This window comes from Pseudomonas sp. AC532, from assembly GCF_979258965.1.
This window is the reverse complement of sequence record NZ_OZ409888.1, coordinates 3,260,538-3,282,682: the sequence shown is the minus strand read 5'-3', so window position 1 is coordinate 3,282,682 and position 22,145 is coordinate 3,260,538. Positions and strand designations below refer to the sequence as shown.

General features: G+C 63.6%; 14 protein-coding genes, 1 tRNA gene and 1 pseudogene. 6 read left to right on the top strand and 10 right to left on the bottom strand.

Annotation, left to right across the window (positions count from 1 at the left end; all coding sequences use genetic code 11):
• Positions 1 to 108 precede the first annotated feature (108 nt).
• On the top strand, positions 109 to 867 hold the full coding sequence (locus tag ACZ0AV_RS15395; RefSeq protein WP_499151828.1) for a sulfite exporter TauE/SafE family protein: 759 nt from the start codon (positions 109 to 111) through the stop codon (positions 865 to 867).
• Between the two features lie 8 nt (positions 868 to 875).
• Complete coding sequence (locus ACZ0AV_RS15390) at positions 876 to 1,184, top strand: hypothetical protein (RefSeq protein WP_499151827.1); 309 nt, start codon at positions 876 to 878, stop codon at positions 1,182 to 1,184.
• Positions 1,185 to 1,444: 260 nt separating this feature from the next.
• On the opposite strand, the gene ACZ0AV_RS15385 is transcribed toward ACZ0AV_RS15390, so the two are convergent.
• Positions 1,445 to 1,966, bottom strand: a complete 522-nt coding sequence (locus ACZ0AV_RS15385; protein WP_499151826.1) for an Mpo1 family 2-hydroxy fatty acid dioxygenase — start codon at positions 1,964 to 1,966, stop codon at positions 1,445 to 1,447.
• Between the two features lie 87 nt (positions 1,967 to 2,053).
• Here ACZ0AV_RS15385 and ACZ0AV_RS15380 point away from each other — a divergent pair, with 87 nt between their 5' ends.
• Entirely contained in the window at positions 2,054 to 2,731 is a 678-nt protein-coding gene (locus tag ACZ0AV_RS15380) for a Crp/Fnr family transcriptional regulator (protein WP_499151825.1), read from the top strand.
• A 111-nt stretch (positions 2,732 to 2,842) separates the two neighbouring features.
• Complete coding sequence (locus ACZ0AV_RS15375) at positions 2,843 to 4,798, top strand: metallophosphoesterase family protein (protein ID WP_499151824.1); 1,956 nt, start codon at positions 2,843 to 2,845, stop codon at positions 4,796 to 4,798.
• A gap of 1,155 nt (positions 4,799 to 5,953) precedes the next feature.
• On the opposite strand, the gene ACZ0AV_RS15370 is transcribed toward ACZ0AV_RS15375, so the two are convergent.
• From ACZ0AV_RS15370 to gabD, 6 genes are all read right to left on the bottom strand, one after another.
• The gene (locus tag ACZ0AV_RS15370; protein ID WP_499151823.1) at positions 5,954 to 7,255 is read right to left on the bottom strand and encodes an NAD(P)/FAD-dependent oxidoreductase; all 1,302 of its coding nucleotides are present in this window, start codon (positions 7,253 to 7,255) and stop codon (positions 5,954 to 5,956) included.
• 56 nt (positions 7,256 to 7,311) lie between these two features.
• On the bottom strand, positions 7,312 to 8,676 hold the full coding sequence (locus ACZ0AV_RS15365; protein WP_499151822.1) for a glutamine synthetase family protein: 1,365 nt from the start codon (positions 8,674 to 8,676) through the stop codon (positions 7,312 to 7,314).
• Between the two features lie 327 nt (positions 8,677 to 9,003).
• Positions 9,004 to 10,536, bottom strand: a complete 1,533-nt coding sequence (locus ACZ0AV_RS15360) for a methyl-accepting chemotaxis protein (protein WP_499153374.1) — start codon at positions 10,534 to 10,536, stop codon at positions 9,004 to 9,006.
• 217 nt (positions 10,537 to 10,753) lie between these two features.
• Positions 10,754 to 11,830, bottom strand: a complete 1,077-nt coding sequence (locus tag ACZ0AV_RS15355) for an FAD-dependent oxidoreductase (RefSeq protein WP_499151821.1) — start codon at positions 11,828 to 11,830, stop codon at positions 10,754 to 10,756.
• Positions 11,831 to 12,252: 422 nt separating this feature from the next.
• Positions 12,253 to 13,533 carry a 4-aminobutyrate--2-oxoglutarate transaminase gene (gene gabT / locus ACZ0AV_RS15350; RefSeq protein WP_070881107.1) on the bottom strand — a complete coding sequence of 427 codons (1,281 nt, stop codon included), beginning with the start codon at positions 13,531 to 13,533 and terminating at the stop codon, positions 12,253 to 12,255.
• A 249-nt stretch (positions 13,534 to 13,782) separates the two neighbouring features.
• Positions 13,783 to 15,231 (bottom strand): NADP-dependent succinate-semialdehyde dehydrogenase, encoded by a 1,449-nt coding sequence (gene gabD, locus ACZ0AV_RS15345; protein WP_499151820.1) that lies wholly within the window; start codon positions 15,229 to 15,231, stop codon positions 13,783 to 13,785.
• A 337-nt stretch (positions 15,232 to 15,568) separates the two neighbouring features.
• Here gabD and ACZ0AV_RS15340 point away from each other — a divergent pair.
• Positions 15,569 to 15,645, top strand: a tRNA-Arg gene (locus ACZ0AV_RS15340).
• A 196-nt stretch (positions 15,646 to 15,841) separates the two neighbouring features.
• Positions 15,842 to 16,706: pseudogene (gene rhuM, locus ACZ0AV_RS15335) on the top strand (RhuM family protein); the annotation flags it as partial.
• A 258-nt stretch (positions 16,707 to 16,964) separates the two neighbouring features.
• Here rhuM and ACZ0AV_RS15330 read toward each other — a convergent pair.
• The 3 genes from ACZ0AV_RS15330 to ACZ0AV_RS15320 are packed head-to-tail and all read right to left on the bottom strand — an operon-like array spanning position 16,965 to position 22,145.
• Complete coding sequence (locus tag ACZ0AV_RS15330; RefSeq protein WP_499151819.1) at positions 16,965 to 18,155, bottom strand: Wadjet anti-phage system protein JetD domain-containing protein; 1,191 nt, start codon at positions 18,153 to 18,155, stop codon at positions 16,965 to 16,967.
• On the bottom strand, positions 18,106 to 21,411 hold the full coding sequence (locus ACZ0AV_RS15325) for an ATP-binding protein (RefSeq protein ID WP_499151818.1): 3,306 nt from the start codon (positions 21,409 to 21,411) through the stop codon (positions 18,106 to 18,108). The genes ACZ0AV_RS15330 and ACZ0AV_RS15325 overlap by 50 nt, the downstream gene beginning before the upstream one ends.
• Positions 21,408 to 22,145 carry a DUF4194 domain-containing protein gene (locus ACZ0AV_RS15320; protein ID WP_499151817.1) on the bottom strand — a complete coding sequence of 246 codons (738 nt, stop codon included), beginning with the start codon at positions 22,143 to 22,145 and terminating at the stop codon, positions 21,408 to 21,410. Before ACZ0AV_RS15320 ends, ACZ0AV_RS15325 begins: the two co-directional genes overlap by 4 nt.

Here is a 22,145-nt window from a genome sequence, read left to right as displayed (position 1 = left end):
TCTGCGCCAGACGCTTGATGAAAAACGCCGTGCCCTATTGGAGAACGGCGTTTTTTGTTGGGCCCCTTCGCCTACCATAGGGAGCCTTCTTCAGACGGACGCGCGCCCATGCTCACCTTCGACGGCCTCGTCAGCTACCTGCCGCTGATTCTCCTGACCTTCCTGCTCGCCGGCATGGTCAAGGGCGTGGTCGGTCTTGGCCTGCCGACCATCGCCGTCGGCCTGCTGGGCCTGGTGATGCTGCCGATGCAGGCGGCGGCGCTGCTGATCATTCCGTCGATGGTCACCAACATCTGGCAGCTCTGTGATGGCCGCAGCCCGCTGCCGATGCTGCGCCGGCTGTGGCCGCTGCTGCTGGGCATCGTGCTCGGCACCCTCGCGATCAGCGCCTACCTGCAGGGCGAACAGCTGCCGAACGCCACGCGCTGGCTGGGCCTGGCACTGATTGTCTATGGGCTATTGGGGTTGGCGTCCGTGCGCTTCACGGTACGGCCGACCCGGGAAGCCTGGCTGGGCCCGATCATCGGCGCCATCACCGGGGCGATCACCGCGGTGACGGGGGTCTTCGTGATCCCGGCGGTGCCTTATCTGCAGGCCATCGGCCTGGAAAAGGACGACCTGGTGCAGGCCCTGGGGATTTCCTTCAGCGTCTCCACCCTGGCGCTGGCCCTGAGCCTGGGGCACAGCGGTGAACTGCTGCAGCCTGCGGTGCTCGGCGTATCCGCCCTGGCATTGTTGCCAGCCCTGCTGGGCATGGCCGGCGGCCAATGGCTGCGCCGCCGTATCAGCCCGGAACGCTTCAAGCGCTGGTTCTTTATCGGCCTGCTGCTGCTCGGCGCCGACCTGGCGTTACGCGGCGGGTTCTAGAGGCTGCAATGTACGAAAGCGGCCCTTGTAGGGTGGACGACGCTTGCCTGCGCGGCCCGATCCGTCCACCGCACCACCATCGCAATGGTGGACAAAAAGAGCGTTGTCCACCCTACGGGCTGAGCCTGGGGCACAGCGGTGAACTGCTGCAGCCTGCGGTGCTCGGCGTATCCGCCCTGGCATTGTTGCCAGCCCTGCTGGGCATGGCCGGCGGCCAGTGGTTGCGCCGCCGTATCAGCCCGGAACGCTTCAAGCGCTGGTTCTTTATCGGCCTGCTGCTGCTCGGCGCCGACCTGGCGTTACGCGGCGGGTTCTAGAGGCTGCAATGTACGAAAGCGGCCCCTTGCAGGGTGGACGACGCTTGCCTGCGCGGCCCGATCCGTCCACCGCACCACCATCGCAATGGTGGACAAAAAGAGCGTTGTCCACCCTACGGACCAATCAAGCCGAGATGATGGCTCCCACGCTCCAGCGTGGTCGCTAAGGCCCAGGCGCTCTGCGCCGTGTTGCCCGCAACAGCGGACGCGGAGCGTCCTTGGATGCATTCCCACGCGGTGCGTGAGGAACGATCAACACATCACGCCGTCTTGCGTTCGCGAATACAGGTCGGCCCGGCGCGCTGCACCACTTCGTGTTCGACCTCCTGACGCAAACCGAGCAGAAAGGCAGCCTCGGCGACCACGAACAACGGCCCGATCATCAGCCCCATGATGTCGTCGACGAATGCCGGCTTGCGGCCTTCGTAGAAGTGCCCGACGAACTGGATGACCCAGCCCACCACGAACAACCCCAGCCCTGCGCTCAACCACAGGGCCGTGCCGCCGACCGCCAGGCCGGCGCCGAACCACACACAAAGGCCCAGCAGCACACCCATCACAACGCCGAAGCGAAAATCCAGGCGCAGGTAGAACAGCGTCGTCACCAGAGCCACCGCCAACGCGGGCGACAGCCACAGCCCGGCGAGCGTAAAGCCAGGGCGCGACAGCAGCACGGTGACCGCCAGCACGATCATGGGGATGCCCACGAAATGGGTGATGATATTGCGCCGGTCACGGTGATAAGCCGCGTACTGGGCGAGATGATCCACCAGGGTTTTCATTGTTGTTATCCTCTCGGGTAGCTGTCGCCGCATAATGGCGCCACCCGCTCGCCAGCACTGTCAGCTAGCCGACAAACCGGAACATCGATGATCGATCTGCATGCCGTTCTGCTTCAGGGTCAATGGTTCGCCGGGCTGCCGCCAGCGCTGCAGCAGGCGCTGTTGGCACAGGGTCGGCTGCTGAACCTGCAAGCGGGCCAGCGCTTGTTCAGCCGCGGCGATGCGCCGAGCGGCCTGTATGCCGTGCTCGGTGGCGCCATGCGGGTTGGCAGCGTGGACGCCCAGGGCAAGCAGGCGTTGCTGGCCGTGGTGGAGGCGCCGCACTGGTTCGGCGAAATCGCCCTGTTCGATGGCCAGCCGCGCACCCACGACGCCTATGCTGAAAGCTCCGCGACCCTGCTGCATGTGCCGCAGGCAAGTGTGCTTAACCTGCTCGATGCGCAGCCCGCCTATTGGCGCGACATCGCCTTGCTGATGGCCAACAAGGTACGCCTGGCCTTTATCCTGCTGGAGGAAATGAGCCTGCTGCCCGCGGCGCAACGCCTGGCCCGCCGGCTGCTGCTGATTGCCGAGGACTATGGCGAAAGCCAGGGGCCGCGGCGCATCATCCACCTGGCGCAGGAACAGTTGGCCGCGATGCTGGCGATGTCCCGGCAGACTGCCAACGGCCTGCTCAAGGATCTGCAGGCGCGTGGCATCGTGCGGCTGACCTATGGCGAAATCGAAATTCTCGACCTCGATGGCCTGCGCGATGCGGCACGCTGACCTGATGAAGCTTTTGTGACAAACGAACCAATGGCAGAGCGCCATGTCCCAATTCATTCTCTGAAATACAGGTTGGCGGGCTGATCGCCCATCGACTGGAAGCAATCCCGGATGCCGTTGCCAAACCCTGAAGATTCCACCGACCTGCCCGCCGTACTCGCCGGCCCGATCCTGCGCCGCCTGGAGCCCGGCCGCCTGGTGCTGTGGCTGGTGGGCAGCCACGCACTGCAGCTGACGCTGCGCCTTGCGCCCGGCGGGCAGCCGGCCCGTGACTATCCGTTGGCTGATGACGCCTGCCAGCGCCTGACGATCGGCCGGCACGCGGTCATCCACCTCATCGACCTGAAACTCGATGACGCGCTGCCGCAGGACGAAGTGATTGCCTACGACCTGCTGGTCGACGGCCACGGCGGCATCGCCAACTGGGCCGCGCACTTACTGTATGACGGCGCGACCCAGCCCAACTTCGTGCTGCGCTCGCGCATCGACAACCTGCTGCATGGCTCCTGCCGCAAGCCTCATTACCCGTGCAGGGATGGCCTGCTCTGCGCAGACCGCCTGCTGGCCAAGCCCCACGCGGCGAAAGAGCGGCCTGCGCTGCTGATGCACAGCGGTGATCAGGTGTACGTCGACGACGTAGCCGGTCCCATGCTGCGCGCCGTCCACCAGTTGATCGAACGCCTGGGCCTGTACCACGAGCAACTCGAAGGTGCGGTGGTCGAGGATAGTGCCGACCTCTACGGTCACCCGGCCAGCTATTACCACCGGGCCGACCTGCTGCCTGCTCTGAAGAGCAATGAAACCCTGCGCGATCGTTTCTTCGGCGGCGCCGAAAAACCCATCTTCACCAGCAGCAACGCCGACAACCATCTGGTAACCCTGGCCGAAGTGCTGGCCATGTACCTGCTGGCGTGGTCACCCACGCCCTGGACGCTGCTCGACACTCAAGCGCCGCCGCTGAGCGCCGAGGATGCCCAGCGCTACGACCGTGAGCGCGCCAACATCGCAGCGTTCGTTGCCAGCCTTGGCGAGGTCGCCCGGGTGCTGGCACACCTGCCGAATCTGATGATCTTCGATGACCACGACATCACCGACGACTGGAACCTGTCCGCACAGTGGGAGGAAACCGCCTACGGCCACCCTTTCTCCAAACGCATCATCGGCAACGCGCTGATCGGCTACCTGCTGTGCCAGGGCTGGGGCAACAACCCCGACGCCTTTGCCGAGCCACTGGCCGACGTTCGCGCCCTGTGCGAGCAGGCGCAGGGCACCGGCTTCGGCAGCCCGGCTCAGGACCAACTGATCGATGACCTGATGCGCTTTCAACAATGGCACTACGTGCTGCCGACCACCCCGGCGCTGCTGGTGCTCGACACCCGAACCCGACGCTGGCGCAGCGAGCGCAACTTCAAGCGCCCATCAGGGCTGCTCGACTGGGAGGCCTTGAGCGAATTCCAGCAGGACCTGCTCGACCACCCCTCGGCGATCATCGTCTCGCCGGCACCGATGTTCGGCGTCAAACTGATCGAGGCGGTGCAGCGCGTATTCAGCTGGGCCGGGCACCCGCTGATGGTCGACGCGGAAAACTGGATGGCCCATCGCGGCGCCGCCAGCGTGATGATGAACATCTTCCGCCACTCGCGTACGCCGCGGGACTACGTGGTGCTCTCCGGCGACGTGCACTACTCGTTCTTCTATGAGGTCAAGGTACGCCAACGACGCAATGGTCCGACCATCTGGCAGATCACCAGCAGCGGCGTGAAGAACGAATTTCCGGAGCGCCTGCTGAACCTGTTCGACCGCCTCAACCGCTGGCTGTACGCGCCCCGGTCACCCCTCAACTGGCTGACCAAGCGCCGCCGCATGCAGGTGTTCCCGCACATCCCTGAACACAGCAAGGCCGGCGAACGGCTGTGGAATTCCGCCGGCCTTGGCCAGGTGCTGTTCAACGCCGAGGGCCAGCCCAGCCGGGTATTCCAGCTCAACGCCGACGGCTCGCCGCGCACCGAATTCATCGACGACCGCGACGAAGTGCCGGAACCGCACGAAGCGCCCAAACGCGCATAGGTGCATCGCCCCCGACGCGAACGATTGCGGCCATACCGTAAATCCGCGCCAAGGCCGCCATTCGCCGCGGGGTCGCGGCTCCCACGATGAATCGCGGCGTTACCCCAATCCCGTAGCAACGTCGCCCCCGGCGCGAACGATCGCGGCCGTCCCGCACCACCGCATCACAGCCGCCATTCGCCGCGGGGTCACGGCTCCCACGATGAATCGCGGCGTTACCCCAATCCCGTAGGAGCGTCGCCCCCGGCGCGAACGATTGCGGCTATCCCAAAAATCCGCGGCAAGGCCGCCATTCGCCGCGGGGTCGCGGCTCCCACGATGAATCGCGGCGTTACCCCCAATCCCGTAGGAACGTCGCCCCCGGCGCGAACGATCGCGGCCGTCCCGCACCACCGCATCACAGCCGCCATTCGCCGCGGGGTCACGGCTCCCACGATGAATCGCGGCGTTCCCCCCAATCCCGTAGGAACGTCGCCCCCGGCGCGAACGATTGCGGCTATCCCAAAAATCCGCGCCAAGGCCACCATTCGCCGCGGGGTCGCGGCTCCCACGATGAATCGCGGCGTTCCCCCCAATCCCGTAGGAACGTCGCCCCCGGCGCGAGCGATTGCGGCCATACCGTAAATCCGCGCCAAGGCCGCCATTCGCCGCGGGGGCGCCGCTCCCACGATGAATCGCGGCGTTACCCCAATCCCGTAGCAACGTCGCCCCCGGCGCGAACGATCGCGGCCGTCCCGCACCACCGCATCACAGCCGCCATTCGCCGCGGGGTCGCGGCTCCCACGATGAATCGCGGCGTTACCCCCAATCCCGTAGGAGCGTCGCCCCCGGCGCGAACGATTGCGGCCATACCGTAAATCCGCGCCAAGGCCGCCATTCGCCGCGGGGTCGCGGCTCCCACGATGAATCGCGGCGTTACCCCAATCCCGTAGGAGCGTCGCCCCCGGCGCGAACGATTGCGGCCATACCGTAAATCCGCGCCAAGGCCGCCATTCGCCGCGGGGTCGCGGCTCCTACAAGTGATCGCGGCATCACCACCTCTCGCGTAGGAGCGTCGCCCCCGGCGCGAACGATCGCGGCCATACCGTAAATCCGCGCCAAGGCCACCGCTAGATGCCACATCTACGCAACCATGCGCGCTTGGGAAATTCGCGCCTACCGCAGCTTTTCCAGTAGTTGGTAATACCACATGCCAAGCGCCAGCATCGGGTTGCCGAACACGTCGCCCATCGGCACCTTGACTTGCGAGCAGCCGGCAAAGGTCTCGAAGCGTGACAGCTCGCCGCTCATGGCTTCGGCCATGATCTCGCCCATCACATGGCTGGTGGCGATGCCGTGGCCGGAGTAACCCTGGCAGTACCAGACGTTGGGCGACAGCTTGCCCAACTGCGGGATGCGGTTGACAACGATGCCCATGGCGCAGCTCCACTGAAACTCGATGGGCACGTCTTTCAGGCTCGGGAAGGTGCGCTCGATGCCGGGTCGCAGCTCGGCGGCGATGTCCCGCGAGTCGCGCCCCGAGTAGTTGGCACCGCCGCCGAACAGCAGGCGTCCGTCGGCGGTCAGGCGGTAATAATCGAGCACGAAGCGGCAGTCGTACACGGCGAGATCCTGAGGGTTGATCTGCTCCGCCAGCTCGCCCAGCGGCGCAGTGGTGACGATGCCGCCCATCGCCGGAAAAATCAGGCCCTTGAGCTTTTCCGGCTCCAGCTTGTGGTACACGTCGCCGGCCAGCAGCACCTGATTGGCGACCACCCGCCCCTCGGCCGTCACCAGTATCGGCGTATCGCCATGCACGATCTCCAGCACCGGCGAGCGCTCGAAGATCAGCGCGCCCAGGCTGTGCGCCGCCCGCGCTTCGCCCAGGCACAGGTTGAGCGGATGCAGGTGCAGATTGCGGGTGTTCTTCAACGCGCCGAGGTAGAGGTCGCTGGCCAGGTGGGCACGCACGCCGCACGCATCCAGCAGGGTCACGTCGGCCTCCATGCCGCGGCTCAGCGCTTCGTCGCGGAAGCTACGCAGTTCGTTCATGTGAGCAGGCTTCATCGCCGCATGCAGGTGGCCGTGCTTGAGGTCGCAGGCGATGCCGTAGCGCTGTACCCGCTGCTCGATGATGCTGTGACCGCGCCAGCGCAGGTTCCAGATGAAGTCATCGACCTCATCGCCCAGACGCTTGCGCATCTGCTTGGTCATCGCCGTGTCGCCGGACAGGCTGCCGGTGACCTGCCCGCCATTGCGCCCGCTGGCGCCCCAGCCGATGCGGTTGGCCTCCACTACGGCGACCTTGAAGCCACGTTCGGCCAGTTCCACCGCCGTGGCCACGCCGGTGAAGCCGCCGCCGATGATCGCCACATCGACCCGCACTTCACCCTGCACGCTCGGGTAGTCGCTGTCCTGGTCGATGGTCGCGCTGTAGTAGGACGGGCTGCGCCCGGCCGCCGTCGCGTTGTTTGTCATATCGGTTCCTTGGTGGCAGGCCCTGGCCTGCCACGATTGATCGTTTTTTGAACAGCTCACGCCTGGGTCAGGTACCAGCGCCAGTCCTGTTCACCGACTTCCCCCATGAAACGCCGGTGTTCCTCACGCTTCACAGCCAAATACACACGCAGGAACCCCTCGCCCAGTGCATCCGGCGCCCAGCTCGAGGCCTGCAGCGCGCGCAGCGAGGTCAACCAGTCGGTGGGCAGCAGCGTCGTCGCCTGGGCATAACCGTTGCCCTCGATGGGCTCGCCTGGATCAAGCTCCTCGCGGATGCCGCGGTGAATCCCGGCGAGGACCGCCGCAGCGGCCAGGTAGGGATTGGCATCGGCGCCGCAGATGCGGTGCTCGATGTGCCGCGTCTGCGCCGGGCCACCCGGCACCCGCAGGCTGACGGTGCGGTTGTCCACACCCCAGGTGGGCGCCAGCGGTGCGTAGCTGTTGGCCTGGAAGCGCCGGTAGGAGTTGGCGTTGGGGCAGAAAATCAGCAACGAATCGAGCAGGCTGGCGAGCATCCCGCCGACTGCGTGGCGCAGCAGCGGCGTGCCGGCGGGTGCCTCGCTGGCGAACAGGTTGCGGCCGGCCGCGTCGTTGAGGCTGACGTGCATGTGCATGCCGGTGCCGGCCAGGTGATCGAACGGTTTGGCCATAAAACACGCCTGCATGCCATGCCGGTGCGCCACGCCCTTGACCAGGCGCTTGTAGCGCACCGCCTGGTCCATGGCTTGCAGCGCGTCACCGTGCTCCAGCGTAATTTCCACCTGCCCCGGCGCGTACTCGGAAATCGCTGTGCGCGCGGGAATACCCTGCGCTTTGCAAGCGGCGTACAGGTCGGCAAGAAACGGTTCGATCTGCTCCAGCTCGCGCAGGCCGTAAACCTGGGTGCTTCGCGGGCGACCACCATCGGCATCCAGAGCCGGTTGCGGGTTGCCGCGGCTATCGCGCTTGGCATCGAGCAGGTAGAACTCCAGCTCGCAGGCCATCACCGGATGGAAGCCTTCGGCCTGCAGCCGCTCGATCACCTGCACCAGCACGTGGCGCGGGTCGGCGACGGTGGCTGGCAGACCTTCCTGCGGATGCATGCTGACCTGCACCGCAGCGGTGGGAATCAGCCGCCAGGGCAGGCGCACCAGGCTGCCGGCCAGTGGGTAGGCGCGGCAGTCGATGTCGCCGACGTCCCAGACCAGGCCGGAATCCTCGACGTCATCGCCATTGATACTCAGGCCAAGGATGGTACTCGGCAACGGCCGCCCGCTGCGGTAAACGGCAAGCAATTCATCACGGTGCAACAGCTTGCCGCGCGGCACGCCGTTGGCGTCGATGATGAACAGTTCGAACAGCTCGATATCGGGGTTTTGCGCGAGGAAATCCTCGGCGTCCTGCACAGGCGCGAATTGCATGATGGTGTCTTCTCGTATGGCCACGGGCGACCGCCACGGCGGGCCCGGATCGTCTTGGGGCTGCATGAGCAGCCATGGGGATCAAAAGGCGAGAAGAACATCCGGCGGGCGCGCGTGGCGGCAGTGCCAGAGCGCCCAGAAGGCGAGGGTCTGCGGCAGGCCCGTGGGTTCGGGCACCCGCCCCCGCGAGCGCAGGGCTGGCAGGGTGGTGGCTTGAGCAGAGGTGCAGACCGTAATACACATGCCAGCGAGGCTCGCACGCCACTACAGTCAGGTTAAATCGTTATTACCGCACCTTCAGATTGTCTGCGGCTAAACAATGATCGGTCACGGCTCGGGCTTGTAGCCCAGCCGCAAGCCACCCCAGTGCTTGCCCTGTACGTGGATCGGCACCGACAGGTCGTGCATCAGCTCACCCGTGTCGCGCATGTAGGTCTGCAACAGCAGGCGTTGCTTGTGGCTGCCGCAGCGGATGCCGGTGCGGTCATTGAACATCCGCTTGCTGCGGCTCTTCACGGTATCCACCGCGCGGTCACCGGTGGGCGGATGGTTGAACGCCGCATTGTGGGTCGGCACGTAGCCTTCCGGCGTAGTGGCGATGGCGAACACCAGGCCCTCGTGGCGCTTGAGCAGCGGCTCCTGAAGTGCCGGCAGCACGCCATCGGCATAGCTGTCGAAGCGCGTGCGGAATTTGGCCGGGAAGCTGTCCGGGATCGGCTGGTAGTGACGGTCGAACAGATCCGCCAGGCTGATGCGCCTGGCCTGAATATCCGCCTCGAATTGCCGGGCAATTGCCGCGGCGCCCTCCAGCGCCAGGTCATAGATACGCTGGTGGTAATCGTCCAGGCCGACACTGGCGAGCTGTTCGCTGACGCTTTCCGCCTGGCCGACCAGTTGTTCGGCGGCCTTGCCCAGTTGCCGGGTCTGATCCTCGCTGCTGCGCACGTCGCCGCGCAGTTGCTCGACCGCCACCAGCAGCTCGGCCAGATGTTCGTGGTTACTCGCGGTGCCGGCGCTGATCTGCGCCACCTGGGTGTCGACGTCCGCCGCCAGGTCGGCGATGCCGCGCAACTGCTCGCCCGTGAACTCGATCTGCCGCGCCGCGCCTTCCAGCTCCTCGGCCTGACGCTGAATATGGCTGACCACCGCCGCGCTCTGCTGGCGGATATCGGCAACCATCTGCCCGACTTCGCCGGTGGCGGTGGCGGTACGCCCGGCCAGGCTGCGCACCTCGTCGGCGACCACCGCAAAGCCACGGCCCTGCTCGCCAGCACGGGCAGCCTCGATGGCGGCGTTGAGCGCCAGCAGGTTGGTCTGGCTGGCGATGGACTGGATCACCTGGGTGACCTGCTCGATCTGCTCGGTGCGTGCGCCGAGGCCGTCGATCAGCTCGCGACTGGCGGCTGCCTGGGCGCTGAGCTGCTGCATGCGGCTGATCGCCCGCTGCAGTTCGGCCTGGCCGGTGGCGCTGCTGGTACGCACGGTCTGCGCGGCGCCAAGGGTCTGCACGGCGCGCTCGGCGTTGCTCTGTTCGGTGCGGGTCACGGCATGGGCGCCTTCGCCGATCTGCTCGACCGCTGCCAGTTGCGACTGCAGCCTGCCGGCCAGTTGCTGCACGGTGAAGGCCACCTGGGCTGCCGACAGGGCGTTGTGGCAGGTGTGCTGTGACAGGCTCTGGCTCAATGCGTCCAGCGAAGCGGCCGGCGGCGCATCGGTAGCCACCACGCCCGGTCGCCGCCAGGGCCCGAACCAGGGCCACAGCGCCAGCAGCAACAGCGCGACCACCGCGAAAGAGGCAGGCAGATGCACCTGCTGCCAGACCACCAGCAACGCCAACAGGCCGAGCAGGTGCAGGGCCATTGCCAGCCGGTCATGCGTAAAAACAGAACCCATGGCGAACCTCTTTATTCTTATTGTGCCGGGATAGCGGCCGTGGCCAGTGCGTCAGCGACAGACCACGCCCACCTACAGCTGATCGGCAGCGCGAAGCGGATCTGTAGACAGCCGAGTTGACCACCTCATGATGCGCCGGGCTATGGCACTTTGGTAGCAGGGAGGCAGGCGGCGTGGCGCGCGGTCAGCGGATGAGGCTGTGGCGCTTGACGAAGGCGCGGTCGAAGTAGTCCTTGCAGCGCCCGAAGAAGTGCCCGCCTGCGCTCCATTGTTGCCAGCCGAACAAGGCACCGCCGTCGCCGCTGGCGAGCAACAGCGGGCGCTGACCGCGTGTGTTGAAATCACGCAGCGCGCCGCCGCGCAATGCAGCCGACAGGTTGGCGCCGAGCACCGGTACCTGGCGCATCGAATACAGCCCGCTCTTGCGCACGCCCGGCAGGCTGGCGCAATCGCCCACGGCGAAGATCTGCGGGTGGGAGTGGCTCTGCAAGGTCGGCGCGGTGTGCACGAAGCCATCGGCATCGCAGCCCAGGCCGCTGTCGGCGATCCACGGCAGCGCCTGAGCGCCACTGGCCAGCAGCAACCGGCCACCGCGCCACACGGCGGCGTCACCGCTGATCAGGCAGTCGCCGTCTATGCGGCTGATCGGGCAATGCTCGCGCACCTGCACCCGGCGCATGCGCAGATGGCCCCAGGCGCGCATGCGCAACCCGGGGCAATGGCCGGCCAGCAGCGGCTCGCCACAGAACAGCGCCAGCTGCGGTACCTGATCGGCCAGCGCGAGGGCCATTTCCACGCCCGCCACGCCTCCACCGAGAATCGCCAGCGGCTGCGGATCACGCTGCCAGGCCTGCCAACCAGCGATGAAGCTGTCCACCGGTTTGACCGCCAGCACGTCCATAGCTTCGCCTTCGCGGGGTGGGCAGGCAACGCGGTCACCGGCGTTCAACGACAGCCAGTTGCCCCGTAGCACGCGGCCATCGGCCAGGCTCAGTTGCCGGGTGGCCGCCTCGAGGGTGGCCACCGGCGCAACGATCAGCTCCACCTGGGCGGCCTGGCACAGCGCCGTCAGCTCGATCTGGCAGTCCGCGGCGCTGTAACGCCCTGCCACCAGCCCCGGCAGCATGCCAGCGTGCCAGGTGTGCTCGGCACTGGCGACCAGGGCGATGCGACCCGCCGGCCGCTCGATCAGCGCCCAGCGCCGCAGAACCCCGAGATGGGCCGGGCCTGCGCCTACCAGCAACAGATCGTAGTCAGTCATCTACACCGATATCCTTGTGAGCCTGAGCAGAGCGGCGGATGGCCGCTACGGGAATGCACAGCGAGCTTTGACCGAAACAGGCACACAATGATCCCGCGCGTTCGGGCATTCGCCGAGCATGGCGGCAGCCAGCCGCTTCGAGCAAGAGAGGAGACGCTTGGGGCAGGCTTTCGACACATTTTTTACAGCATGCCCCATCGTTCTCACGCGGCCCCCACAGCGGCCAATTTTCGAGCAGGCCGGGCCAAAGCGCCTGAACATCTGCCCACTCCCAACCGGACAGCCTGCCTGCAGCTCGCAGCGATGGATGCAATGGCATCGCCCGGGCCAGGCCACGGATGGTGTGATCCATCTGGCGGAGCATAGGCAAAACCGCAGGCAAAAAAAGACCCGCCGAAGCGGGTCTTTTTCAACACATTGGCTTACGCCAGTTCGTCGAAGCACTCGGCGACGATGGCGATGCCTTTTTCCAGCTGCTCGTCCGGGATGGTGACCGGCATCAGGAAGCGCACCACGTTGTAGTAGGTGCCACACGACAGCAGGATCAGGCCTTTCTCGCGCGCCTTGGCGACGATCTTGCCCGTCAGCTCGGCAGCCGGTTTGCTGTGGTCGCCGCCTTCGAACAGCTCGATGGCGATCATCGAACCCAGGCCACGCACGTCACCAATCACCTTGTGTTTCTCAGCGATCTTGTGCAGGCCGGCTTTCAGCTTCTCGCCCACGGCATTGGAACGATCCAACAGCTTCTCTTCGTCGAACACCTTGAGCACGGCCAGGGCCGCGGCGCAGGCGATCGGGCTACCGGCATAGGTGCCGCCCAGGCCGCCGGGAGCGATGGTGTCCATGATCTCGGCCTTGCCGCTGACGCCGGAGATCGGGAAACCGCCGCCGACGGATTTGGCGAAGGTGGTCAGGTCCGGCACCACGCCCAGTTGCTCGGTGGCGAAGAAGGTGCCGGTGCGGCCCGCGCCGGTCTGCACTTCGTCAGCGATCAGCAGGATGCCGTGCTGGTCGCACAGGGCGCGCAGGCGCTGCATGAAGGCGGGCGAATTGACGTAGAAACCACCTTCGCCCTGCACCGGCTCGATGATGATCGCGGCGATGTCCTGGGGCTGGGCGTCGTTCTTGAATACGCGCTCGATGCTGGCGATGGATTCGTCTTCGCTCACGCCATGCAGCTCGCACGGCGCGATGGCGCGGTACACGCCGGCAGGCATCAGGCCCATGCCAGCGGAGTACGGCGCGACCTTGCCGGTCAGCGACAGGGTCATCATGGTGCGGCCGTGGTAGGCACCCGTGAAGGCGATCACGCCAGCGCGGCCGGTGGCGGCACGGGCGATCTTCACGGCGTTCTCGACGGCTTCGGAGCCCGAGGTCACCAGCAGGGTCTTCTTGGCGAAGTCGCCCGGTACGCGCTTGGCGATCTCTTCGCACAGCTCGATATAGGGCTCGTACGCCAGCACCTGGAAGCAGGTATGGCTCAGCTTGGTCAGCTGTTCCTGAACGGCGGCGACCACTTTCGGGTGCAGGTGGCCGGTGTTCAGCACGGCGATGCCGCCAGCGAAGTCGATGTACTCGCGACCTTCCACATCCCACACGGTAGCGTTCTCGGCGCGCTCGGCGACGATCGGGTGGATCTGGCCGACACCGCGCGGTACGGCGGCCTGACGGCGTTGCAGCAGGGATTCGTTGGTCTTGCTCATGGCTTCCTCATTCACCGCTCATCGTCGGTGTGGTTCAAGGATGAAATGACCGGGTTAGCGCCGTCGCAGCATGCGATGATCGACTGCAACACTCGCCCCGATCACAGGGAGTATTTTTGCTTTCACGCACTATCGGAGCGTAGCGAGCGAAGGTCAGGGCCGCACCCGCTCCTGCGGGTAGCGGCATTTCCCACATCCATGTGGGTCACAAGGGCTAACGCAGCATCACCGAAGCGCAGCAGCGACTACCTAGATACTCAGGCAGAGGTATTTGATTTCCAGATAGTCCTCGATGCCGTACTTGGAGCCTTCACGGCCCAGGCCCGAAGCCTTGATGCCGCCGAACGGCGCCACTTCGTTGGAGATCAGCCCGGTGTTGATGCCGACCATACCGTATTCCAGCGCCTCGGCCACACGGAACACACGGCTCAGATCACGGGCGTAGAAGTAGGACGCCAGACCGAACTCGGTGTCGTTGGCCATGGCGATCACTTCGGCTTCGTCCTTGAAACGGAACAGTGGCGCCAGCGGGCCGAAGGTTTCGTCCTTGGAGACCAGCGCATTCTTCGGCACGTCGGCCAGAATGGTCGGCTCGAAAAAGGTACCGCCGAGGGCGTGAGCCTTGCCGCCGGAGAGGATCTTGGCGCCTTTGGACACGGCGTCCTCGATGTGCTCTTTGACCTTGGCCACGGCCTTCTCGTCGATCAGCGGGCCGGTGGTGGTGCCGTCCTCCAGACCGTTGCCGATCTTCAGTTTCTCGACCGCGACCTTGAGCTTCTCGGCGAAGGCATCGTAGACGCCGTCCTGCACGTAGATGCGGTTGGCGCACACGCAGGTCTGACCGTTGTTGCGGTACTTGGAAATGATCGCGCCTTCGATGGCCTTGTCCAGGTCAGCGTCGTCGAACACGATGAAGGGCGCGTTGCCGCCCAGCTCCAGGGACACCTTCTTGATGTCCTGGGCGCACTCGGCCATCAGTTGGCGACCGATCTCGGTGGAGCCGGTGAACGACAGCTTGCGCACGATCGGGTTGCCGGTCAGCTCGCTGCCGATATCGCCCGCGCTGCCGGTCACCACGCTGAACACGCCAGCCGGGATGCCGGCGCGGGTGGCCAGCTCGGCCAGGGCCAGAGCGGAGTAAGGCGTCTGCGAAGCAGGCTTGAGCACCATGGTGCAACCAGCGGCCAGCGCCGGGCCGGCCTTGCGGGTGATCATCGCCGCCGGGAAGTTCCAGGGCGTGATGGCCGCAGTAACGCCGATCGGCTGCTTGATGACGATCAGGCGCTTGTCGGCCTGGTGCCCCGGAATGGTGTCGCCATACACGCGCTTGGCTTCTTCGGCGAACCACTCGATGAAGGAGGCCGCGTAGGCGATTTCGCCCTTGGCCTCGGCCAGTGGCTTGCCCTGCTCGATGGTCATCAGGCGCGCCAGGTCGTCCTGGTTCTCCAGCATCAGTTCATACCAGCGGCGCAGCTTGGCGGAACGCTCCTTGGCGGTCAGCGCACGCCAGGCCGGCAGCGCCTTGTCAGCCGCTTCAATGGCACGGCGGGTCTCGGCCGCGCCCATCTTCGGCACCGTGCCAATCACCTCACCGGTCGCCGGGTTGTTCACCTTGATGGTCTGGCCGCTGTCGGCATCAGCCCAGGCGCCGTTGACGAAAGCCTGCTGGCGGAACAATTGCGCGTCTTTCAGTTGCATGGCGGTCTCCTCTATCCTGGCACCACGGCGCCAGAAGATGACGAAAGAAGCTGGGAGCGAACCCAGGTATGGGTGAAGCGACAGATTAGCCACTGCCTGGCCGTTCGAACGAGGGGCGACGCCCAGAGTTCAGCTTGGCAAACACCAGCGTTTGAAATATCAAACAGATCCTAAGATCAGCACGGTCAAAGGGCAATAGGCCCGTTCGAGAAAATTAACAACCCAGCCGATTACCGGCGCCCAAGCAGCCGTTCCTTATGCCTTTCCCACTGCCAAACGAGCCTTGACAGCAGCATGGACGCACGCCAGCGACATGCGTATGATTGCGCCCCGCAACGCACCAGTAGCTCAGCTGGATAGAGTACTGCCCTCCGAAGGCAGGGGTCGTGGGTTCGAATCCCGCCTGGTGCGCCAGATCGTTGTTTCTAGTTGTCTACAGATGTCTACGAAACGCCCTACAGAGCCCGCCCCGTGCGGGCTTTGTTGTTTCTGGCGCCCCGCTGCATCCGTCGCGAGTTTCTTATAGCGTTCGGCGCTAGTAAATGCAGGCCCACGCCAATACCCTTGGTAGCGAACATCGTTTACGGATGAACCGCAGGTGAGTGGTGATATGGCAAATAGCGAGCTGATTCTCTACAGCACCGAAGACGGCCTGGCACAGTTCACGCTTCGAGAAATGGATGGTCAGGTCTGGTTGACGCAACTGGAAATGGCCGAGCTATATCAGACCAGCAAGCAGAATATCAGCCTGCATGTACAGAACGTCCTTGCAGAGGGTGAGCTGGCAGAAGAGGCAACCGTCAAGGAAAACTTGACAGTTCAAACCGAGGGTGTACGTCAGGTCAAACGTAAGCTGGCGCACTACTCGCTACCCATGATTATCGCGGTTGGCTATCGCGTACGCTCGACACGCGGCACCCAGTTCCGCCAGTGGGCTACTCGAACTTTAGGTGAGTACCTACAGAAAGGCTTCGTGATGGACGATGCCCGACTGAGGGAGCCGCGCTGGGACTACTTCGATGAACTGCTCAAACGCATCCGTGACATACGAGCCTCGGAGAAGCGTTTCTATCAAAAGGTACGTGACCTCTTCACCCTGGCCGAGGACTACCGCGCCAACGAGCAGGACACCGCCAAACTGTTTGCCGAGGCGCAGAACAAACTGTTCTTCGCCGTTACCGGCCACACTGCAGCCGAGCTGATTGTAAGAAGAGCCGATGCCAGCGGGCCCAATATGAACCTACTCAGCTTCAAAGGTGACCGGGTGCGAAAGGCCGACGTGGTTGTAGCCAAGAACTACCTTGACGCCGAAGAACTGGAACAGCTCAACCGCTTGGTCGGTATTTTCCTATTTTGCGGAGCTACGCGCAGAGCAGCGCAATCACCTGCAACTTGCCCACTGGCGGCAGTATATTGACAGCTTCATGGCGTTCAACGAACAGCCGCTGCTGCGTAACGCTGGCAACGTCAGCCATGAGCAGATGAAACAGGTGGCACATGAACGTTACGAGCAATTCGACCAGCACCGCCGCAACGCCGAGGCCCTGGCAGCCGACGTTCAGGAGTTGGCTGCCTTGGAGCGCTTGGAAAAACGCTTAAATACAAAGAAAAAAAAAGTGACCGAATTGCCCGCTCTCCCGAACTGGGTGTTAGAGCATGAACCTGGAGCGACTACATGCGCCGCTGGTCAGAGTCGATGCTTGATCGCAGGGCTACTAAGGCGTCGTCAGCTTTTATACAGGGTTCTTTCGAGCCCACTGCCTGATAGCGCGCTCTACTTGTATCTTTGGCAGGTACTCCTGCTCAAGACGCCCTCGTTCTTGCATCAGCAGATACCGATAAAAATCCGCTTCGTCAGCCAGCAAACCAGGTGGCGCCGACTCCAGCGCTTTGGTCGGTTCGACGACTGCGCTCACCGGTGAGTGCTGTACGAACAGCTCCTGCTCCATCAATAGTGCTTCGACTGCCGGCTGATGGAGTCTCGCTCGCGCCAGCATCAGCAAGCCCCAGGTATCCATATCGCCCCAGTAGGCGATCTGTTTCCCGGCAAGGTGCGCAGACGCCAACCACTGCAGATCGAGCCCTGCGCCCAGCACAGCCAGGGTGTCCGGCAAGGTTTCGGGCAGTAAGTGAACGCATTGCTCATTTTCCACCACGAGCAATCGCGAACCGGGAAGTGGGGTTTCGGCCAGTTCCGCAGTGGTGAGCCTAAGCCGCTTGAAGGGCAGCAACTCAGTCTGAAGAGGAACGACCAGAACCCAGTGAGCGCTTTCTTCAAAGGCATCCAGAAACGTCGTCAGGCCTTGCTCGGACGCAGCGCCTTCGAAGCGCTCGTCGAGGAGCTTGGTCAGCAAGCTGGCGTTGCGCTCGAAAAACTTGGTGTCCACGCCATGCTCTGCAAGCAGGCGCAGTGGACGGCCTCGGGCACAGCCTGGCGACAAGCAGGTGGCGAGTTGCGCTGTGGCGACGACTTCTTCAGGCGTCTTCATCAACCACAGGCTGCGTTGTGCCACCAGCAGCGCATGAAAAGCACTGTCGACCTGCTCGACCAGATATTCGAGCTGAGCGTATTCCTGGCTAACCGCTGGATCGTCGGTCGCGGCAATCCATTCGGAGGGACTGCGCAAGTGCCAGCGCCTCGGCAAGGAAATGGGGGCCAGTCCTGCTCGATAGCTGACGGGTTCCCATTCGACCTTACCCACCTTCACGCTCCGCCAGCTCTCCACATGCCGGAGCACCGCCTGGATATTGTCAGTGAACAGGCGTGCCGAAGGCTTGCCGATGTTGGGGCTTTGCGGCCAGCTAGCGGGATTGAGCAAGCGCTCCAGGCGCACGCTGGAGCGCTGCCATTGCCTGGCCAGGTTGCGGCCGATTTCAGTGGGCGACTTCATGCATTGCCTTGATACGCTGTTGATGATGCTCATCCAATGCTTCCCAGCTCAGGGAAAGCAGGCTGGATTCCATTCCGCGCCGATGAACGACGACTGCCGAACGCGTATGGTGGCGCAACAGGCGCATTTCCTTGTTAGGAGTGATGAAGACGGCGTGCAGGCCGAACTCTCTCAGCGCCGCGATGATCCGGCCGGCAACCGCATGGGAGCTGCGCGAGAACGCCTCGTCGAGCACGATGGTGCCGAACAGCGGCCGGCTGCTGCCGTCGGGACAGAGCGCATAGCTCAGTGAAGCAGTCAGCACATATGAGGCGATGATCTCCTTCTCGCCACCACTACCGCCCTGAGAACCTGTTCGGGTTTCGATAACACTCTTGCTTTCTCGATCAATCACCGAGACCGCGAATTCCAGGCGGAAGCGCGGATCCAGAAGCGCCTTGGCTCCCTGATTCCTGCTGTGCTCACAGGCATCTTTGAGCAATCCAACGAGCTCCTGTAATGCCTTGTAATGGCTCTCACCTTCATCATCGATGAAACGCGCCGAGTTCAGTTGGCGCTGAGCCTGTTGCAAGGTGCGCAGGCTTTCATGGATGACCTTTCTCGCAACCAAACGCAGGTAGCGTCCGGGCTGAAAGTCGACACGCTGCATCGTACTGTTCAGATCATCCAGGCGCTCCTCGATCACCGAGACCTCATGGTCGATATAGCTCAGCAGTTGGGTGACGCCGTCATCCGAGGAACGATTGAGGTATTCCAAGAAGCGCTTGAGTTTCTCGGGCAGGGCTTCCTCGGTCAGCACACGTAGACGCTCCAGATACCTGGGTACGTCCACCAGTTCTCGCCCGACCTCTGCAAGCGCCCCGGTGTCTACCTTCAGGGCATCGGACATGCGTCTGGCAAGCTCCGTTTTCTGATCGCCCAGTTTATCGCCGAGCGCTTTGAGCTGCCCTTGAAGCTCACGCGTATGCTCGCGCTCCAGTTCGACAATATCGCCGAGCTCATTAGCAGTCAGGGTCGGGAAATGCATTTTCGCCCGTTCACGCTGCGTATCGCTCAGCCCCTTTTCGGCACCGCGATAAGCCTTACGGGTAGCGGATGCGGCCTGCTCGAACTGAGTTCTCAACTGAACGCACTGCTCGATCAGTCGTTGCAGCTTTTGATCCAGAGTCTCCCGCAGGGCCTCGGCTTCATCCAGTTCGGCCTTGATCATGGCAAGGTCGGAATCTGGGCGCGTTAGGGCGTCCAGCTGAGAACGCAGCGACTCCAGCTGACTCTCAGCTCCCGGCAGATCAATATCCTCGAACTGCAGCTCTTCGACGCGTTGCAGTAGCGACGCTTGACTCTCTAACTGGTGGACATTGCCCTGGGCAGTATCCAAGGCCAGCTTGGCAGGCGCGAGCTGTTGATTGACCTCGTGAATCTGCTCAGCCAAGAAGGCCAGACGGTCGCGGTTGTCGAAGCCGGTCAACCAGTCTTCATCCAGGCGCTTCTGATCCTGCTTGTCGAAGAAGCGTTCCTTGCCCGACATCAGCCCCTGGGCCGTCATGGCGTGCGGGGTATGACGCAATTGCTCCGTGCTTTCGATGCAGTGGCGGTCATTGTCCGCCAGCAGTGCCTTTACCGCTTCTCGGTACGGATGCTCCTTGAAAGTCAGCTTGCGGGTAAACCCATCGTCGAAAAAAACGGGGCGCGACGACGGCTCCTTGACCTCCAACAGGCGCACATGCAAGCGGTTATGGCGTTGGTTCACCCAACGCAGTGCGGTCTGGGATGAGCCCTGCGGCACCAGGATACGCAGCCGGTGGCTACCGATGGCCCGCTCGATGGCCCCCCGCCAGGCCAGTTCCTCGGGCTTGACCTGAACCAGTTCGGCGACGAAAGGAAGGGCTGATTCATCAACGCCAAGCGCCTGTGCCAGATCACCTCGAAAAGCATGAAAATGCCCAGGCAGGTTCGAGCCGGGCCGTCTCTCAACCTCGGCACGCTCCTGCTGCAAGCTCTGCAGGCGGCCATTGAGTTCCTGCTGGACGAGACCTGCATCGAACGCCTTTTGACCTGCCTCAGTGATTTGCTGGGTCAGTATTTCCAGGCGTGCCGCGATCTGCTGCTGATTCTCCTTGAGAGCAGCGGCCGATAACTCATCCGCCAGTCCAAACCCCTTGGCCAAGCGTTGGTATTGCTCGGCTTTCAGGCGCCGCTTATCGCACTCCCGGCCCCAATCAGCGATGCGCCCGCGTAATTGATCTATCCCTGCGCCACCTACTCGCAGGTAGCTCTGACGATGCTGATCGGCCACGCCCTTCTGGATCTCAAGCTGACTCCTGCATTGCTCCTGATCCAGTTCGGCCTGTTTATGCTCTGTCTCAAGCCTGTTGGTTTCAGCCAACCACAGGCGATACCCCTGCTCGGCGAACCAGACTGGGAGGATACTTTCGAGAGCTTGTTTATCCTGCAGCTGTTCTTGCAAGGCCCTATAACGCTCCCAGCCATCGGCGACCGGCTGCAATGAGCGCTGCTGCTTTCTAGCGGTTTCCAGCTCTCGGTGAATGTCAGTTAGATCATCGAAGCTGGTGGCGACCTCCGCAGCCCGCTCGAAGGCGGAGCGGTCATCGAGCACCAACTCTCGAAAGATCTCATCAATACTGTTGAGCTGCTTCAGGCCGGCAGCGCGGTTGAGCAAAGTGAAGGCGTTTTCACCGACCTCGAAGTAATCCCTGAGCCTGGCCAAGAAAGCTTTCTTGCTCGGATAAGGCCAGATACCCGTCCCATCCTTCTCCATCTGACGCAGAGCCCGCATGCCGCCTGAGTGATGCTGACTGAGCCAATACTCGAGCGTCTGCTCGGGGGACTCGCTTAACAGCCACAGCTTTTTCAGATCGGACGCCGAGGAGCTGGTGCCCTCGAACCAGAGCACAGCGCCCAGTCGAACCTGCGCACCGTCACGCTCGAGCGTGGCGGCAATGGCGGTGACAGTCTTACCCTGGCGCGCGATATGCGATTGCTCTACGCCGCCGTCCCCGGGGCCGGTGACGCCGCGCACATAGGACACCAGATCGCGGTCGCTTTCATGCCCGCCCGTGGATGCCAGATTGTAGCGCGGATTGGCGCACAGCAAGGTCATCAGTGCATCCACCAGCGTCGTTTTACCGCTCCCCGTCGGGCCGATCACGGCGGTGCCGGAAGGATCGATCTCAGCACGGTGATAGCCCTGAAAGCCGCCCCAGTTATAGAGTTCGATGCTGCTGAGAATGAACGTCTCGCTGTCACGCCAGAGTAGTGCCTGCTTCACGCCTTGTCCTCCTCATCACCAGCAGCCGACGTAGCCGCACCCTCCACCTGCTCGCGCAGCCAAGCCACGAGTGCCTGCAGGTTCTCCGGGTTGGCCAAGTGAGTAATGATGGGGCGAATGATGACGCGATCATGTGCGTCCAGAGCTGACACCAGGCCATGCCCCTTGAGCTGATCCAGCAGCGTGATGATGCGATTGCGCTCCTTCGCCTCACTGCCCAGTTCGCCCAGGTAAACCTGCAATTGGGGAATCAGCTCATCAACAGCTACCAGCGCTTGACTAGCACCCGTACCGCTTTCCTGTTCGTACGCGATGAAATGCTGTCGCAGAATGGCTATAAGCAGGGACTGCTCCAGATTCAGCCTTTGCCGACGCACGAGGGGATGCGACCAGTCATCCTGCTCGGCCACCTCCCCCTGGCGAACGGTGACGAACACCAGCCCCCGAACCTCGTCGAGCCCCATGGCCAGGTCGAGTGGCTCCAGGATTCTGTCGACCGCCTCGATATTGGCAAGCGCTGAGCGATACAGGTTGGGCTTGTGACTCTCTTCCAGCAGCCCGTACTTGAGCATTTCCTGTACGGCCTCACGTACCCGTTGCGGCGTCCGGCGCTCATCAACCTGTACAGCAGCGCTCATGACAGGCTGTTCATCGTCCACGCCGTCATCCAACGCCATGGGCTCCGTTTCGTCGGCGCCAGAGGCGCCTGCCATTCGATCGAAGATCCCTGCCAT

Coding starts and splice junctions, on each gene's coding strand:
- ACZ0AV_RS15395 (WP_499151828.1), top strand. CDS start 109: ATGCTCACCTTCGACGGCCTCGTCAGCTACCTGCCGCTGATTCTCCTG.
- ACZ0AV_RS15390 (WP_499151827.1), top strand. CDS start 876: ATGTACGAAAGCGGCCCTTGTAGGGTGGACGACGCTTGCCTGCGCGGC.
- ACZ0AV_RS15385 (WP_499151826.1), bottom strand. CDS start 1,966: ATGAAAACCCTGGTGGATCATCTCGCCCAGTACGCGGCTTATCACCGT.
- ACZ0AV_RS15380 (WP_499151825.1), top strand. CDS start 2,054: ATGATCGATCTGCATGCCGTTCTGCTTCAGGGTCAATGGTTCGCCGGG.
- ACZ0AV_RS15375 (WP_499151824.1), top strand. CDS start 2,843: ATGCCGTTGCCAAACCCTGAAGATTCCACCGACCTGCCCGCCGTACTC.
- ACZ0AV_RS15370 (WP_499151823.1), bottom strand. CDS start 7,255: ATGACAAACAACGCGACGGCGGCCGGGCGCAGCCCGTCCTACTACAGC.
- ACZ0AV_RS15365 (WP_499151822.1), bottom strand. CDS start 8,676: ATGCAATTCGCGCCTGTGCAGGACGCCGAGGATTTCCTCGCGCAAAAC.
- ACZ0AV_RS15360 (WP_499153374.1), bottom strand. CDS start 10,536: ATGGCCCTGCACCTGCTCGGCCTGTTGGCGTTGCTGGTGGTCTGGCAG.
- ACZ0AV_RS15355 (WP_499151821.1), bottom strand. CDS start 11,830: ATGACTGACTACGATCTGTTGCTGGTAGGCGCAGGCCCGGCCCATCTC.
- gabT (WP_070881107.1), bottom strand. CDS start 13,533: ATGAGCAAGACCAACGAATCCCTGCTGCAACGCCGTCAGGCCGCCGTA.
- gabD (WP_499151820.1), bottom strand. CDS start 15,231: ATGCAACTGAAAGACGCGCAATTGTTCCGCCAGCAGGCTTTCGTCAAC.
- ACZ0AV_RS15330 (WP_499151819.1), bottom strand. CDS start 18,155: ATGAGCATCATCAACAGCGTATCAAGGCAATGCATGAAGTCGCCCACT.
- ACZ0AV_RS15320 (WP_499151817.1), bottom strand. CDS start 22,145: ATGGCAGGGATCTTCGATCGAATGGCAGGCGCCTCTGGCGCCGACGAA.